Source organism: Lentzea aerocolonigenes (genome assembly GCF_000974445.1).
Taxonomy (GTDB): Bacteria; Actinomycetota; Actinomycetes; order Mycobacteriales; family Pseudonocardiaceae; genus Lentzea; species Lentzea aerocolonigenes.
In genome coordinates this window covers 259,212-274,658 of record NZ_BBOJ01000010.1, presented here as the reverse complement: position 1 = coordinate 274,658, position 15,447 = coordinate 259,212, and the positions used below count along the sequence as shown (strand labels likewise).

Annotated in this window: 13 protein-coding genes; 9 read left to right on the top strand and 4 right to left on the bottom strand. The window is 69.2% G+C overall.

What is annotated here, in order from left to right; translation table 11 throughout:
- The first annotated feature begins 24 nt into the window (after positions 1–24).
- Positions 25–1,230, top strand: a complete 1,206-nt coding sequence (locus tag AOM45_RS20860; RefSeq protein WP_156093955.1) for a hypothetical protein — start codon at positions 25–27, stop codon at positions 1,228–1,230.
- Positions 1,231–1,253: 23 nt separating this feature from the next.
- Here AOM45_RS20860 and AOM45_RS20855 read toward each other — a convergent pair whose 3' ends face one another.
- A complete protein-coding gene (locus AOM45_RS20855; RefSeq protein WP_156093956.1) occupies positions 1,254–2,576 on the bottom strand; it encodes a DNA cytosine methyltransferase in 1,323 nt (440 codons plus the stop codon).
- Between the two features lie 300 nt (positions 2,577–2,876).
- Between AOM45_RS20855 and AOM45_RS20850 the strand changes: the two genes are divergently transcribed.
- From AOM45_RS20850 to AOM45_RS20840, 3 genes are read left to right on the top strand one after another with little or no spacing between them, the layout of a single operon-like run.
- On the top strand, positions 2,877–3,947 hold the full coding sequence (locus AOM45_RS20850; protein WP_030469087.1) for a tyrosine-type recombinase/integrase: 1,071 nt from the start codon (positions 2,877–2,879) through the stop codon (positions 3,945–3,947).
- Positions 3,948–4,277 (top strand): helix-turn-helix domain-containing protein, encoded by a 330-nt coding sequence (locus tag AOM45_RS20845; RefSeq protein WP_030469088.1) that lies wholly within the window; start codon positions 3,948–3,950, stop codon positions 4,275–4,277. It abuts the gene before it with no gap.
- 45 nt (positions 4,278–4,322) lie between these two features.
- Positions 4,323–5,966 (top strand): site-specific integrase, encoded by a 1,644-nt coding sequence (locus AOM45_RS20840; protein ID WP_174517920.1) that lies wholly within the window; start codon positions 4,323–4,325, stop codon positions 5,964–5,966.
- On the opposite strand, the gene AOM45_RS20835 is transcribed toward AOM45_RS20840, so the two are convergent.
- Together AOM45_RS20835 and AOM45_RS20830 are read right to left on the bottom strand one after the other, a co-directional pair.
- Positions 5,882–6,979 (bottom strand): TRM11 family SAM-dependent methyltransferase, encoded by a 1,098-nt coding sequence (locus AOM45_RS20835; protein WP_030469090.1) that lies wholly within the window; start codon positions 6,977–6,979, stop codon positions 5,882–5,884. The genes AOM45_RS20840 and AOM45_RS20835 overlap by 85 nt on opposite strands.
- On the bottom strand, positions 6,976–8,076 hold the full coding sequence (locus AOM45_RS20830; protein WP_030469091.1) for a hypothetical protein: 1,101 nt from the start codon (positions 8,074–8,076) through the stop codon (positions 6,976–6,978). Before AOM45_RS20830 ends, AOM45_RS20835 begins: the two co-directional genes overlap by 4 nt.
- A gap of 537 nt (positions 8,077–8,613) precedes the next feature.
- Between AOM45_RS20830 and AOM45_RS20825 the strand changes: the two genes are divergently transcribed.
- Both AOM45_RS20825 and AOM45_RS20820 read left to right on the top strand, forming a co-directional pair.
- Complete coding sequence (locus tag AOM45_RS20825) at positions 8,614–9,672, top strand: hypothetical protein (protein ID WP_030469092.1); 1,059 nt, start codon at positions 8,614–8,616, stop codon at positions 9,670–9,672.
- A 143-nt stretch (positions 9,673–9,815) separates the two neighbouring features.
- Positions 9,816–10,172, top strand: coding sequence for a pilin (locus AOM45_RS20820; RefSeq protein ID WP_051783891.1), 357 nt, complete (start codon positions 9,816–9,818; stop codon positions 10,170–10,172).
- A 281-nt stretch (positions 10,173–10,453) separates the two neighbouring features.
- Here AOM45_RS20820 and AOM45_RS51015 read toward each other — a convergent pair whose 3' ends face one another.
- A complete protein-coding gene (locus AOM45_RS51015) occupies positions 10,454–10,615 on the bottom strand; it encodes a hypothetical protein (protein ID WP_156093957.1) in 162 nt (53 codons plus the stop codon).
- Here AOM45_RS51015 and AOM45_RS52945 point away from each other — a divergent pair.
- From AOM45_RS52945 to AOM45_RS20805, 3 genes are read left to right on the top strand one after another with little or no spacing between them, the layout of a single operon-like run.
- Positions 10,602–12,239 carry a TrbL/VirB6 family protein gene (locus AOM45_RS52945; protein WP_156093958.1) on the top strand — a complete coding sequence of 546 codons (1,638 nt, stop codon included), beginning with the start codon at positions 10,602–10,604 and terminating at the stop codon, positions 12,237–12,239. The two genes, AOM45_RS51015 and AOM45_RS52945, sit on opposite strands and share 14 nt — an antisense overlap.
- A gap of 5 nt (positions 12,240–12,244) precedes the next feature.
- Positions 12,245–13,489, top strand: a complete 1,245-nt coding sequence (locus AOM45_RS20810) for a PrgI family protein (protein ID WP_030469095.1) — start codon at positions 12,245–12,247, stop codon at positions 13,487–13,489.
- Positions 13,486–15,441 carry a VirB4 family type IV secretion system protein gene (locus AOM45_RS20805; protein ID WP_030469096.1) on the top strand — a complete coding sequence of 652 codons (1,956 nt, stop codon included), beginning with the start codon at positions 13,486–13,488 and terminating at the stop codon, positions 15,439–15,441. Before AOM45_RS20810 ends, AOM45_RS20805 begins: the two co-directional genes overlap by 4 nt.
- The last annotated feature ends 6 nt before the right edge of the window (positions 15,442–15,447 follow it).

Below are 15,447 nucleotides of genomic sequence, written 5' to 3'. Positions count from 1 at the left end.
GTCCCGGAGGGCGACGTTGTCGTCGTGGCGAGGAGACCGACGAGCGCCGACGAGTGGGAGTACCTGCCGGTGACCGTCGCCCAGGACCGTGCCTCGGTCTCGTTCACCACCGACCACTTCAGCGAGTTCGGCTTGCTCGGGTTCGACCTGGGCAAGGCGATCGACGCGTTCAAGCGCGACTTCATCGACGGCTTGACCGGCGGCTTGACCCAGACCGCCGACAAGCCGACGTGTGACAACGAACAGCCCGCGCGAGGTGACGGTTACTCCATCACCTCCGACTCAAAAGACACCTTGTTCTGGTGCCTCGGCGCAGACAACGCTGGCCATCGGGTCCTCAAGGTGACGAACAACCGCCGCTACCCGCTGCTCGCCTCCCACCGCGGCATGGACGTCATCGACAACGCCATCGACTGGGGGCAGCTGTCCTCGCTGAGCCGCGTGATCGCCGGAGACAAGGCGGTCATCGCGCCGAGCGGAACGGTCGTCTTCAACGCCGACCTGTCACCCGGCACCAGCGCTCGCATTACGACCGAGGCCGACGTGATCGGTCAGTCGCTCTACGCCCTGCAAACGGGTGTCATAGCGCTTTTGCAGATCCTCACCCGCTTCGGGGCTGGCTCCGGCGTCAAGGCCATCGACATCTTCAACAAGATGCTCCAAAGTCCGTCGTGTCTTGCCAGCCTTGGCAAGGGCAGCGGAGCGATGATCTCGGGCTGCCTCGACGCGAAGCAGATCATGGACGCGTTCGGCTACAAGGGACTGTTGCTGGCTCCCGTCATGGTTGCGGGCCCGATCGTCGCGTTCTTCAACAGCCAGTGGAACGCGATCGTCGACCAGTTCAACGGCAACAGCATCTACCGCATCGAGGTCGTCCGGGCGAAGCCTGCCGCGAGCTTTGCCATCTTCGCGGGCGATTGGATTGGGCATACGCGGTCCTTGACCATCACGGCGGACGGACGGGCTGCCGAACATGTCGGTAGCGGTTGCTGTCACCCGGTCATCGACCTGACGTTCACATTGTCCAATCCACAAGGGGGTCCAGGCGCGGCAACGGCGACCATCACCGTCACCTCGGTACAGCTGCACGACTGGAGCAGGTCCGACCCGGCGCCGAAAGTGGGGCAGACGGCCACCATCAAGCTCGCCGATGGTGTCGTCACCGAGCCACTCTCCGGCGGCACGTACTGCGACCACGTTAGGCAACTGGCAGGTGTTTGTGGTGCGTGAGCACGACGCGATTCGCTTCGGGGTCACGCAGCCGCCACTCCGGCGTGCTCGATCGCGAACTCAAAGCCAAGTAGCTCGGTGAGGTCGTTGAGCAGTAGCGAGATCGCGAGGGTTGCTTGCTGAGGGACCACGCCGTTTCCCAGAGCGCGGAGTTGAGCTGTGCGGGGGAGTTGGACCGCGGAGACCCACCCCGGCGGTAGGCCCATGAGGTGTTCGACGAAGGCCGGAGCGAGTACGGGGCGGCCGTGCCGCCCAGGTTGCGTGGGGTCGGGCGCCGGTCTGTCGAGCAGCTGTTCCCATCGGCGCACCGCCGGGGTGTAGTCGCCCCAATCGACACTCGCATCTACGCGGCGTTCTCCGTCTTGCCCTGTGACAGCAAGCGGATGATCGCCGAGGGCAGCATCAAGTCGCCTTTGGACCCACGTTGTGCTGGGCACCCCTTCGTCCCATCGGTCGCGCGAGGCGTCGGCAGATACATCAACTGGTCCGCTGATGTGTTGTGGGACGTCGCGTTCTGGAGCGCCCGGCACTCGTCGCACAGCGACGGGCCGCCCTTCTGGTTCACGTGAGTAGAGGCCTTCGCATCCGACGCCGTCGGCGTGGGCAGCAGCTTGATGACGCTGTTCACCGCGTCGTGCAAGCTGACCTGATGACCGAGCTGCCGACGGCGCACCGGGTCGGCTGCCCCGCGGTTGTCGCCGTCGCGTGCTTGCGGCGTCGGCAGCATGCGTCGCGGTGCCAGTGCGAGGCCAGGCGAGCAGGAACACGCGTTCGCGTCGGTGTGGGGCGCCGACGTCGGCCGCGCGAACGCTACGCCAGAGCGCGTCATACCCCGCTTCGGCCAGGTCGCCGAGTACACGGTGGAGTCCTCCGTTGCGCCAGCGAAGCGCGGCGACATTCTCCAGCACCAGCAACGCTGGTCGTAGTACCCGAACGCAATCCATGACGTTGGTCCACAGTCCACTGCGTGTGCCTTTCTCGATGCCCGCTCGCCGTCCGGCGGCGGAGATGTCCTGACACGGCCAGCCCGCAGTGAGGACGTCGACTGGTTCCACGGTCGTCCAGTCGACGGCGCGGATATCGCCGAGGTTGGACACGCCCGGCATCCGTGCGGCGAGGATTTGGGCGATGTGCGGGTCGGGGTCGGCGCACCAAGCGATGCGGCCACTGCCGAGTGCGGCGAGGACCCCGAGGTCCAGTCCGCCATAACCAGTGCACAGAGATCCCACGGCCAGCTCAGGACGCTCGGCGACTGACCCCGTCTCCGCAGTCGCGATGCTGAGGATGTCGGCGTAGTTCGGCTCGTGCTCTGGTTCTGACCGGGCACTGCGTGGCCGTGTCTTCATGCCGCCCGCCCGGATCCTTCGTCGCCTCCGGCGTCGGATCGGGCGATCCGGGGCAGGTAGGCAGGAGCCGGACGCCTGCGTACTTCAGAGTTCGGTCGAGCCGTCGTGGTCGGGCGAAGTCCGACATCACCTGAGTTCCGCCGGTCTTGGCTGCCTCCCAAACTGTCCATTGTGGTTTGGAGCTGGCCGTCTGTGCTCGTTTGGGTGATCTTGGCTCGTATTGACTCAACTTCAGGATTCATGAACCGATCTCCGTGATGTTGAAGTGATCTCGGTCGTGATGAACACGAGGGGTGCGAGTTGGCGCTGTCGGTCGTGCGGGACCTACGTGAGGCGCGGCGACCCGCGAGCGCGGAGGAGCTGGCGGATTTCGAGACCGACCTGCTTGCCGAGTTCGTCCTCGCCCGTGCGTCGGCGGGGCTGTCGGACGGCACGATCCGCGGCGAGATCAGCAACCTGGAGCAGATCCGCGAGTGGTTCGGCCGCCCGTTGTGGGAGATGGAACCGCCTGACGCCGATAGCTACTTCGGGCAGGTGCTGCGGCGTGCGGCCAGCGGTACGCGTCACGCGCGGACCTCGGCGTTGACGACGTACTTCGCGTTCCTGGAGCTGCGCCATCAGGCCGAGTTGCACGCGCTGACCGGTCGCGTGGTGACGTGCCCGATCGACGAGATGAACCGGCCACGGGGCGGCAAGGACGCGCGGCTGCGCATCCCGCCTGTGGTCGCGGAGGTGGAACGGCTGTTCGCTGGCTGGGCTGAAGAGCTGGTGGCGTGCCGCAAGTTCGCGCCGACCGCGCGCAACTACGCGGCGGCCCGGCTGATGGCCGAGATCGGGTTGCGCGCCAACGAGGTGCGCAACCTGGACCTGGCCGATATCAAGTGGGAGCTGGGCCGCTTCGGCAAGCTCCATGTGCGGTACGGAAAGGGAGCACGTGGTTCGGGCCCGCGCGAACGTGTGGTGCCGCTGATCAACGGAGCCGACCGGACCCTGCAGTGGTACGTCGAGGACGTGTGGGGCCAGTTCGACGACGACCACACCCGGCCGGGGGCGCCGTTGTTTCCCTCCGAGCGCCGCAAGGGTGCGGCAGGACGCCGGTTGGGCAAGAACACCTTGCGCGGTGCGCTGGCGGCGGCGACGCGGGCGCACCTGCCGGACTGGAACGGCCGGCTCACTCCGCATGTGCTGCGGCACTTTTGCGCGTCGCAGCTGTACCTGAACGGAATGGACCTGGTCGCGATCCAGGAGACGCTCGGGCATGCGTGGATCGCGACCACGATGCGCTACGTGCACGTGCACCGCGAACATGCCGAGCAGGCCTGGCTGGCGGGTCAGGCGCGAGCGGCGGGCCGTTTGCAGGGGCTGGTCTGAGTGCGGTGGAACATGCGGCTGGCCGCGGCGAACCGGGGCATCTGGAAGGCCTCCGAGTTGCAACGCCTGCTCGCCGAGCGCGGGCTGGTGATCTCCGCGGGCAAGATGTCCTATCTGTGGTCCGGGCAGCCGGTCTCGCTCAAGCTGGACGACCTCGATGTCATCTGCGCGGTGCTGGGCTGCCCGATCGGTGAGCTGCTCGTCCCGGAACCGGACAAGGTCGCTCTGCCGGAGAACACCGGCCAGCAGGATGCGGCGGTGGCCTCGGCACCTCGCCCGATGCGGGTGGTGCCACGCCGACGTGGCGGCCGATCGATGCCGCCGGCCTGAACGATGGTGGCTCGTGACGGGACCGGACCGAAGATTCCCCGGACGGTGAGCAACTGTGCGGAGTGCTTGGCGTGGGGCCTGACCCACGCCCGTGGCGTGTGCCTTGCCTGCTACAACTTCTCCGCCCCGCGGTTCGGGCACCAACTCGGCGACTGTGGCGCCTGCCGGCGCCGCGTGCCGTTGAAGTCCGGCTACTGCCGGTTGTGCTGGTGCCAGGCCCGCGAAGACCGTGCTGCGATCGCCGAGAACGCACGGTCGCAGGTCGTGCTGGCGCCCTACCTGCCGAACGTTCGATGCCACCAACTCTTCCTGGCCGGCATGACCAAGCGCCGCGGTCTGCCGCGCAGCACGCCCCGTCGGCATGGGGTGAAGGGGCGCCCGCCCAAGCCGTCGCCTGCTGTCGCGGTGCGCCCAGGCATCCGCTGGACCCAGCTGGTGTTGTTCGACGAGCCGCTCGGCCGCGACTACCTGGTGGTGCAGTTCGATCTGCGCCGCCATCCGGCGCCGGACAACCCATGGCTGGCCTGGGCGCTGCACCTGGCCGACCGGCTGGCCGAGGTGCGCGGCTGGCAACCCACAGTGCGACGCGGGATGCAACGCACACTGGTCAGGCTGCTGGCCCAGCACAGTCATGGCGAGTTGATCCGCGCCACCGACGTGTGTGCGGTCGCGTCGCGCTACAGCGCGAACACCGAGTACGCGCTGGAGATCCTGCGCACCATGCAGATCGTGGCTGAGGACCAGACCTCGACCTTCGAGAACTGGCTGGACGTCAAACTCGACGGCCTTGCCCCTGCGATCGGGCACGACACCGGCCGGTGGGCGCGGCAACTGCACGTCGGCGGTCCCCGCAGCAAGCCCCGTGCGCCGGACACTGCTCGTTCCTACCTGCGGCTGTTGCGGCCCTCGCTGCTGGAGTGGTCGACCCGTTACGACCATCTGCGGGAGGTCACCCGAGATGACGTGCTGGCCGTGCTCGACACAGTGCGCGGCGAGGCTCGCCGCAGCACGGTGACCGCGCTGCGGTCGCTGTTCGGCTGGGCCCGCCGTGGCGGCGTCATTTTCCGCAATCCCGCCACCGGACTCAAACTGGGCAAGCGGGATCACCCCGTGTGGCAGCCTCTTGACCCGGCCGACATCACCGCCGCCGTTGCCGCCACGAGCGCACCGGACGCACGCGTGTTCGTGACGCTGGCCGCGATCCACGCCGCGCGGCCGGGCGAGATCCGCGCCATGCAGACCACCGACGTCGACCTCGCCAGTCGACGTCTGACGATCGCCGGTCACGAGCGGCCGCTGGACGAGCTGACCTACCAGGTGCTGCGCGAGTGGCTGGCCTACCGCGCACTCCGCTGGCCGCACACCGCGAACCTGCATCTGTTGCTCAGTAAGGAAAGCGCGTTGCGGCACGGCCCTGTCAGCGCGGCGTTCCTGCTGAACCTGCGTGGGCTTACGGCCACTGTGGAGCGCCTGCGGATCGACCGGCAGCTCGAGGAGGCACTGGCCGTCGGCTTCGATCCGCTGCATCTCGCCGAGGTGTTCGGCATCGCCGAGACAACCGCGATCCGCTACGCCACCAACGCGCGACTGCTGTTGGAACACCCTCACGAAGCCACCGCCCCGGCTTCCCGCGCAACTCGGGTGTCCACATGGCACACTGACCGCACCGGAGCACCGGGTTCGCGCTGAGAACACCTGAGTTCGCGCGAACTCTGGGAAAAGAGCGGGGTGCGAAGCAGGAGAACGTCCTCGTGCGCGATGAGGTGGAGCGGCAGTCCGGCTTCGCGTTGTTTGCGGATGAAGTCGCGTTGGAAGAACGAGCCCCTCGCGACGAGGTCGTGTTCAGCAGCGCGTGCGAGCAGTGCGACGCATCGCTCGACCGGGATCAGGCCGGCGTGCAGTCCGCAGGCGAGGATCTGTGAGGGCAGGTCGATGAGTTCGGCGTGTTCGCGCCAGGGCCGGATGGTGATGGCGATGTGCCCGCCGGGTCGCAGGTATGGGACGAGTCCGGCGAGGATGCGGGTGAAGCCGGACAGCAGCCGGTGGTGGCCGATGTTGGCGAGGTTGCCGCGGTCGAGGGTGTTGCCGTAGAGGTGGTGGTACTTCTGGATGCCTTTGCCCGGTGCGACCGCGACCTGTCCGTGGGTGGACGGTCCGTACGGCGGGGACGTGACGACGAGCGCGGCCTGCCCGAGGTACTCCGGAGGCAGAAGCGTGCCGATCTGGCGGGCGTCGCCGTGGAACACCCGGCCCTCATGCGCCACCCCGGCCTGGTGAGCGAGGACGAGGTTGGCGCGGGCGACGTCGACCCAGTGCGGTTCATACTCGATGCCAGCGGCGCGGCGTCCGGCGTGCACGGCTTCGACGAGCGTGGTGCCGATGCCGCACATCGGGTCGAGCACCAGATCGCCCGGCTGGGTGTAGTGGGCGATGGCGTGCGCGGCGACAGCCGGGAGCATCTTGGCCGGATGCGCGGTCGACTCAGGCACATAGCGGCCCTTGCGCTGGGCGGCCGGAGAGGTCTGCGCGGTCGTCCACACCGACACCGCGGGCTCCCGCACCAAGCCGTCCGCCGGGTTGCCGGTGCGGGTCGATGTCGGGGTGTCGGACAGGGTGTGCGGGGCGCTGTCGTCTGCCACGGGCGTGCCTTCTGGACGGTGGTGTGTGGGCTGGGCGGGGTTCGGGTGCGGCACGCTGGTCATCGGATGACTCCGTTCTGGCGCGCAGCGTCGCCGGGGCTCAGGCGAGCCGGTTCGTGGTCGTGCGGCTGAGCGAAAACCAGGACGTCGGAGTGGATGCGCTGATGGGGTTCGGGCAGCCCGCGCACGACCGCGCGGTGACGGGTGCGAGCCTCGTTCTCGGCTGCCGGGCCATCGGGATCGGTGAGCGGGTCGTCGGCGAACCGGCCGTCGCGCACCGGTGCGTGCAGGGCCACGACGTGCTGCAGGTAGAGCAGGTCGGCGTTCTGCGCCGAGGCCACGACCGCGCCGCTCGGGTCGATCAGCTCACCAGCGGACCAGTCACAGTGAGTGAGCACGACGAGGATGCCGCCGACCCGCAGCAGCCGGGCCGCGACCAGCGCCACCAGATCGCTGAACCGGTCGCCGCCGTGCTCGGGACGCAGACTCGTGATGATCAAGTCGGTGTCCGCAGCCCCGCCCTGGACTCCGCCGGGGAGCTCGGAGTTGAGGCCCGAGAGCGAGGGTGCAGCGTCGGTCACGGCCGCGTGGTCGGAGTCACCTACGAGGTCGGCCCAGAACGGTCGCGTTCCCGGACCGGTGATGCTCGGATCTGCCGCGACGCGCACCACGCGACCGCTCCGGCCGAGTTCCTCGACGGAGGCGAGCGCGTCGGCCAGCGCGTCATCGGACTCGGCCTTCGGGGCGTGCCTGAGCACCGCGTCGGAGAAGATCGGCGTGAGCCGCGGACGGTCATCGGGGGACGGGAGTGCGGTCGGCCAGGGCAGGAGCGCGACTTGTCCGCCGGGCTTGCTGAACGCGTGGACGATCTTCTCGATGAACGGTGCCGGCCAGGTCGCGTCGAGGTCGATCGGCGCCGGGCCGGCCGTCCACACCGTCGCCGGGGCGGGCGTCGGGGCCGAGCCGCGCGACCGGGCACGGGCGCTGGGCGCGCCGGGTGTCGCGGGGCTGATCCTGGTGGTGGACGGGGCGGTCGGATAGGGGCGGCGCTCGGCCTCGGCGGTGGTGGCGGTGCGGCTGTTCGTCGGGCGGGTGGAGTCGTCGCGTCGCGTCGGTCCGTGCCGACGGGCACGACGAGCGGTGTTGTCTGACTGAGCCATGGATTCCTCACAAGAGCCGTGGGGGTGCGCCTGGCGATGCGGCGCCCTCGTACACCCCCCAACTCCGAAAAACGGCCCGTTTTTCAACACTGCATACCCGACTTTTTCGGGAAATTTTTGTCCCGATAGCCAGTGAGGCTGCAAGCAAAGGGGGCTCGCGCAGTACACCCGCGCGGAGAGCCGGAGAGTGCCTTGCCAAAAAAGCCGCAAGATCAACCTAGGCAAAGTTTCGCCGCAGGGTTCGAGACGTCGGCCCGTACTGCCTCTTGGCGGCATTGCTCCGCCACTGGATCGCCACCAAAACGCCACCAAAACATCGTCGCAGCAGTTCAATGAACGTCTTCCGTGGTCATCGAACGATCTTGATGGAGGCTGCCGACGTGTAACTGACTGATCTTCGTGGCGGCTTGAAATGATCACTCAAGATCGTCGGTGGCGTTGTTGTGGGCTTTTGGTGGCGGTCTGGTGGCGTTTTGGTGGACTTGATTTGAGTTCCTTGTGTGGTCGTTGTTCTCCGATCACACAAGGAGTCTGGATATGGTCTCGCGTAGCGTTTTGAATTGCGTTCCTTTCGGGCGGGATTCCCTGCCCTTGGATGCCGCGCGGACGGCGTTTGAATGGCTGGTCGCCGGGCCGAGTCCGGCCTGTGTCGAGGGCTGGCGTTTCCCTGGTCTGCCGCGGCGGCGGGTGCCCTTGAATGAGCTGCGGGATCTACTCCTGGACCCGCAGCTGCCGATGTCGACCGTGGACCCGGTCTGGGTGCATCTGGTCACCCGTTCTCGCGATGAGGGCGATGCCGCGACGGTGTGCTGCGTCGGGGTCGCGCTGCCCGCGTTGTTCGGCATCGCCGCCGAGTTGTGCGCGCCGTTCGCCGACGACCACCACGACATCCACGCCGCGATCCTGACCGGGTTCCTGTCGGAGCTGGCGACGATCGACCTCACCAGGCCGTGGGTGATGTGGCGGCTGCGCTGCGCTGCTCTGCGCGCGGGGCACCTGTTCATCCGGGACGCGCTGGAACGCCCGATGCCGTCGGATGAGGACTTCCACTCCAGCGAGCCGACCTCGCCATGGGGGCACCCGGACTTCGTGCTCGCCCGCGCGGTGGCCGAGGGGGCGATCACCGGCGAGCAGGCCGAGCTGATCGGCGCCACCCGGCTGGAATCGGAGTACACGCTCACGCAGGCCGCCGCGGACTGGGGCGTGAGCTACAAGGCCATCGAACAAGTCCGCCGCCGCGCCGAGCGCCGGCTCGCCGCATGGCTGTCCGGACAGGCCCCACTCGATGACCCCAGCGACCGTCGCGACCACGACGTGGAGATCCGCGCGGTGAACGCGGCGACGATCACCGCCGCGGCCCGCGAAGCCACGCGTCCCTTCGCCCCTCCACCCGATGAGTCACACACGGTGACCGAGCTCGGTGGAAAGTCATCGAAAAAAGTTCGGGGTCGCGTGTTGAAAAACGCCCCGAAATCCGGAGTCGAGGGCTGCGGGACAGACGCAGCCGCTCCCGCGCAGACCACCTCGCCCGACCGCCCGACCGGGATCACCCAGCGGGCGACGGACCCGACTCCGGAGGTGCCGAAATGCGCCTGACTCATTCCCTCATGCACTGCACACCGCGCTACCGCGGTGGCGCGGTGTGCCCTCGACGCGGACCCGTTGCCGAGTCTCTCCAGACGCGCGTGCCCGCCTCACCGTCGTGCACCGCTGCAACTGCCATACCTCGGACGTCTTTGATGGCGGCGGGATGGCAGACCTGTCTGCGGCGCACGCTCGTGGTGCTGGCCGGTGCGGCGGTTGTAGTGCTGGTCGTGCCCGTCTGGACCGCACACGCGCAGAGCGTCACGGTGCTGGCCGAGGTGGCGTCCGTCGACCAGGTCCTGACCAACATCCGCACCTGGATCATGGGCATTCTCGCCCTGCTGGCGACAGTGTTCCTCACCATCGGCGGGGTCCGCCGGGTGATGGCCGGCGGTGACCCCGGCGAGCACGAAAAGGCCAAAGACTGCTTCAAAGCCGCCGCGATCGGCTACAGCCTGGCCGCGCTCGCCCCGCTGGTCGTCAGCGTGCTCAAAGGCATTGTGGGGGCGTAGGCGATGTCTGCGATCACCTCGATGCGGCAAGCCCGTCACGACCCGGCGCGCCCTCGCCCGCGCCTGCCGCGCCCCCTCCTCACCAAGCCTCCCGACAGCCGGCACGGCGTACTGCGACGGCGCGCCCTGTGGCTGCTCATGGTCGTGCTGCTCGCCGTCGCGAGCGGCGGTGCCGCGGTGGCGGTGGCACAACCGAGCCCAGTCACGCCCACCCCCTGCCCGCAGCCCGGCGCTTCATCGCCGACACCGTGCCCGCCCGCACCGCCGCCAAGCGGACACCCTCAGACGCCACCGAGCACCACGTCGTCGGCTCCCGTCACGACCACACCGGGCACCACGGCACCGAGCACGACAACGCCGAGCCCGCCGCCGGTCACGCCGCTCAGTCCACCCAGCGGGGAGTGCGGCATCACCGACATCGGCGCGTGCATGGCCGACGGCATCAACAGCTTCTTCTGGGCGCTTGTTGTCGCCGCGCTGAACTCGTTGTTGCGGCTGGTGGCTCAGACGCTGCTGGCCACGCCGACGCTGGATCAGCTGCCGCGGATCGGTGAGCTGTGGGAGTCCTCGCGCGGGATCGCGGTCGCCAGCTACGCGCTGCTGATCATGGTGTCGGGCATTGTGGTGATGGCCTACGAGACGCTGCAGGCCCGCACCACGATCCGCCAGGCCGCGCCACGGCTCGTGGTCGGATTCCTCGCCGCGAACCTCTCCTGGATCCTCGCGGCCAAGGCGATCGAGTTCGCCAACGCCCTGTCGTACGCGCTCGTCGGCGGGGGCGTGGATCCCAAGGGCGCGGCGGAAACGCTGTCGGCGTTGCTGACCAACACAGTGCTGACCTCGATCACCTCGTCCGGGTTCGTCGGCATCCTGATCGCGCTCGGCCTGGTCGTACTGCTGGTCTCCCTGAGTGGCAGTTACGTCGTGCGCGTCGCGCTGACCGCCGTGCTGGTCGCGGGAGCCCCACTGGCGCTGAGCTGTCACGGCTCGGAACAGACCGAGGGGGTCGCCTGGTGGTGGTGGCGCGCGTTCTTCGGAGTGCTCGGCATCCAGATCGGCCAGTCCCTCACGCTCATCACCGCGCTGCGCGTGTTCTTCTCCGAAGGAGGGTTCACCTTCTTCGGGCCGACGCCGGACGGCGTGGTCAACCTGATCGCCACCGGCGGCCTGCTCTGGATCCTGGTGAAAATCCCGAGCTGGGTCATGCACCACGTCCAGCTCGGCGGTGGCCGGCGTTCGATGCTCGGTTCGCTGGTGCGCGCGTTCGTCGCGTACAAGACCTTCGGCCTGCTGCGAGGCCGGGGCGGTAGTGGCACCAGGTCACTCCCGGCTGGAGGTGGATCCGGTAGGGGCCGAGGCGCAAGCTCCGGCGGTGGCGGACCGGCGAACCCCTACGCCCATGCCCGCACGACCGCGAGCGGGCAGTACATGCTGCCGCTCACGGGGCTTCGCCGCAGCCGTCCAGCCGCCGCACCCAAGTCCGCGCCCGTACCGAAGCCGAGTGGCGGGCACGGCCGCCAGCTGACCTTGCCGCTGGACGGTGACTGGCCGGAGAACAAGCCCGTTCTCGGACGCGACGGCCAGTACCGGTTGCCGCTGGATGTCGAACGAGTCAAGCCGACGCCACCGCCTCCGGTCCCGCCCGGCACGTCGCGCGCGGCTGGGCGGCGTCGTGGCGGGCAGCAGCTGGAGCTTCCGTTCGACCCCTACCGGGGTAATCGGCCGGACCGCTCCGGTCAGTACCCGCTGCCGCTTGAGGGCGTGCGCCGCACCCCACGTCCACCGAGCCCGGCACCGGCCCCGGCACCTCCTGCGCCACGGGCACGCGGAACACAGCCGCAGCTGCCGTTCGACCCGTACAAGGGCAACCGGCCGACCCGTTCCGGGCAGTACCCGCTGCCGCTGGACGGTGTGCGCCGCGTCCCGCCCGCAACACCCGCACCGCCGCCACCACCACCGCCGCGAGCGGCCTCGCCCGCAGGCCGGCAGCTGCGGCTTCCGTTGGACCTGCCGACCCGGCCGCGGCGGTCCTCGCCGCCACCACCCACGTCTGGAGGTACGCCGTGAATACAGTGCGCATCCCCGCCGACGTCGACATGGCCGACAAGGTGATCGGCCCGTTGACCGCCCGTCAGCTCGCGATCCTCACGGTGACCGGTCTGGTGCTCTACGCCGGCTGGACCGGCACGCGCGGGTTCGTGCCGTTGCCGGTGTTCCTCGCGGTGGCCATCCCGGTCGGGGTGAGCGCGGCGGTCATCGCGCTCGGCCAGCGGGACGGGATGTCGATGGACCGGCTGTTGGCCGCCGCGATCCGGCAACGCCTGCGGCCACGCCACCAAGTGGCCGCTCCCGAGGGTGTCCGGCCCGCGCCGCCGTGGCTGACCGCCCAGGCTGTCGCGACGAGCGCGAGCCGGACTGCGGGCACCGGCAAGAACAGGTCAGCCGAGCACGCCAAGAACACGCTGGTGGCATCGGAGCAGATTTCGCTGTCGGCGTTGCGGTTGCCCGCCGAGGCGGTCACCGACACCGGTGTCGTCGACCTCGGTGGCGACGGTCTGGCGGTGGTCGCGGTCGCCTCGACGGTGAACTTCGCGCTGCGGACACCGTCCGAACAGGAGTCCCTGGTCGCCTCCTTCGGCCGCTATCTGCACAGCCTGACTGCCCCGGTGCAGGTCCTGGTGCGCACCGAACGGCTTGACCTGTCCAGCCAGATTGGCGAGCTGCGGGAACGCGCGGGCGGGCTGCCCCACCCGGCGCTGGAGGCCGCCGCGCTCGAGCACGCCGACTACCTCGCGCAGCTCGGCGCGCAGACCGACCTGCTGCGCCGCCAGGTGCTGCTGATCCTGCGCGAGCCGATCGGTCCCGCCGCGCCGACCGACGGGCTCGGCGGCCCTGGACCGCTCGCGGTGCTGGCCTCGCTAGCCCGCGGCGCACGCCGCGGACGCGGCGAGGCCACCCAGGCGAGCGCAGCGGCGCGGCGTGCGGCGGAGTCCCGGCTGGTGCGTCGTCTGAACGAGGCGATCGAGCTGCTCGCGCCCGCCGGGATCGTGGTCACCCCGCTGGACGCCGGGCAGGCCACCGCCGTGCTCGCCTCGGCATGCAACCCCGACACCCTGCTGCCTCCCTCAGCGGACCTCGCCGGCGCCGACGAGGTCATCATCACCACCACCGGCGGCACCGACCTGGTCGACGACCACCCGTCCTGGCAGATCGGCCGCGGCACGGCCGACATCAGCGAGCACGAACCAGACCACGAAGACGACGACTGGGACTACGAGGACGAAGACGACGACTTCTCCGAGAGGCGGCGGCGATGAGCATCCGACCACGGTCCCGGCGCGGCCAGCGCCGCTCCGACCACCGGGCCGCCAATCAGCGGGCCAACGCGTTTACTCCGGACGCCCTGTCCGTGGGCGCCCGGCACCTGGAGGTCGGCACCGAGTGGGTCTCCAGCTTCGCGGTGACCGGGTTCCCGCGTGAGGTCCACCCCGGCTGGCTCACACCGCTGTTGACCTATCCCGGCCGGTTGGACGTAGCTCTGCACGTCGAGCCGATCGACCCGGCCACCGCCGCGGCCCGGTTGAAGAAGCAGCTCGCCAAGCTCGAGTCGGGCCGTCGGCACACCGCCGAGCACGGCCGCCTGCACGACCCACATGTCGAAGCGGCCACAGAGGACGCCTACGACCTGAGTTCTCGCGTGGCGCGTGGCGAGGGCAAGTTGTTCCGTGTCGGCCTGTACCTCACGATCCACGCGCCCAGCGAGCAGGTGCTAGCCGATGAGGTGGCCGCGCTGCGCTCGCTCGCGGCGAGCCTGCTGCTCGACGCCAAGCACACCACCTACCGCGCGTTGCAGGGCTGGGTGTCGACCCTGCCGATGGGCCTGGACCTGATCGGGATCCGCCGCACCTTCGACACCTCCGCGCTCTCCGCGGCGTTCCCGTTCACCAGCCCGGACTTGCCCGCGGCCGACCCGACCTCAGTGGCCGCGCCGTCCGGGGTGCTGTACGGCTACAACCTCGGGTCGCAGGGGTTGGTGCACTGGGACCGGTTCGGCGCGGGGATGCACAACCACAACTCGGTCATCCTCGGCCGCTCCGGTGCGGGCAAGTCCTATCTGGTCAAGCTGGAGTTGCTGCGCAGCCTGTATCGCGGGATCGAGGTCGCGGTCGTCGACCCCGAGGACGAGTACGCCCGGCTCGCGCACGCGGTCGGCGGCACCTATGTCCACCTCGGTGCCGCGGGCGTCCGGCTCAACCCGTTCGACCTGCCCATCCACACCCGCCCAGACGGACACCGCACCGCACCCAAAGACGCGCTCGTGCGCCGGTCGCTGTTCCTGCACACCGTCATCGCCGTGCTGGTCGGCAGCGAGTTGCAGGCCGCCGAGAGGGCCGCGCTGGACCGGGGCATCGCCGCCACCTACCAGTCGGCCGGGATCACCGCCGACGCCCGCACCTGGACCCGGCCCGCGCCCACCCTGCGGTCCTTGCGCGATCAGCTCGCGACCGCGGGCCAGGCCGGTGACCGGGCCGCGGCCGAGCTCGCGGCGAGGCTGCATCCCTTTGTGGAGGGTGCGTTCAAGCAGCTGTTCGACGGGCCGACGTCGACCACTCCCGACGGGCATCTGGTGGTGTTCAGCCTGCGGGACCTGCCCGACGAGCTGAAAGCCATCGGCACGCTGCTCACCCTGGACGCGGTGTGGCGGCGGGTGTCGAATCCCGCGATTCGCCGGCCGCGCCTGGTGGTCGTGGACGAGGCGTGGCTGCTGATGAAAGACCCGTCCGGGGCGGACTTTCTGTTCCGCATGGCCAAAGCCGCCCGCAAGCACTGGGCCGGGCTGACCGTCGCGACCCAGGACACCGCCGACGTACTAGGCAACGATCTCGGCAAGGCCGTGGTCGCGAACGCGGCGACCCAGATCCTGCTACGGCAAGCGTCCCAAGCCATCGACGAGATCACCCACACCTTCGACCTGTCCGCCGGGGAACGACAGTTCCTGCTCTCAGCCGAAAGAGGCCAGGGTTTGCTGTCAGCGGGAACCCAGCGGGTCGCCTTTCAAAGCGTGGCCTCGCCGAACGAGAACTACTTGGCCACAAGCGCGCCGGCCGAGCTCGCCATATACGCCGCGGACGCCGACTCCATCGGCGAGGCCGACGACGAGCAGTCCTTCGTCGATCTCGGCTTCGCCGACCAGCAGGCCTACGCGCCCGAGTGCGACGAGTTCGGGTCATTCGGCACTGACGACGACATCGAACTCGACGCCGCCTGACACCGG

Coding starts and splice junctions, on each gene's coding strand:
- AOM45_RS20855 (WP_156093956.1), bottom strand. CDS start 2,576: ATGAAGACACGGCCACGCAGTGCCCGGTCAGAACCAGAGCACGAGCCG.
- AOM45_RS20835 (WP_030469090.1), bottom strand. CDS start 6,979: ATGACCAGCGTGCCGCACCCGAACCCCGCCCAGCCCACACACCACCGT.
- AOM45_RS20830 (WP_030469091.1), bottom strand. CDS start 8,076: ATGGCTCAGTCAGACAACACCGCTCGTCGTGCCCGTCGGCACGGACCG.
- AOM45_RS20825 (WP_030469092.1), top strand. CDS start 8,614: ATGGTCTCGCGTAGCGTTTTGAATTGCGTTCCTTTCGGGCGGGATTCC.
- AOM45_RS20820 (WP_051783891.1), top strand. CDS start 9,816: ATGGCGGCGGGATGGCAGACCTGTCTGCGGCGCACGCTCGTGGTGCTG.
- AOM45_RS52945 (WP_156093958.1), top strand. CDS start 10,602: ATGGCCGACGGCATCAACAGCTTCTTCTGGGCGCTTGTTGTCGCCGCG.
- AOM45_RS51015 (WP_156093957.1), bottom strand. CDS start 10,615: ATGCCGTCGGCCATGCACGCGCCGATGTCGGTGATGCCGCACTCCCCG.
- AOM45_RS20805 (WP_030469096.1), top strand. CDS start 13,486: ATGAGCATCCGACCACGGTCCCGGCGCGGCCAGCGCCGCTCCGACCAC.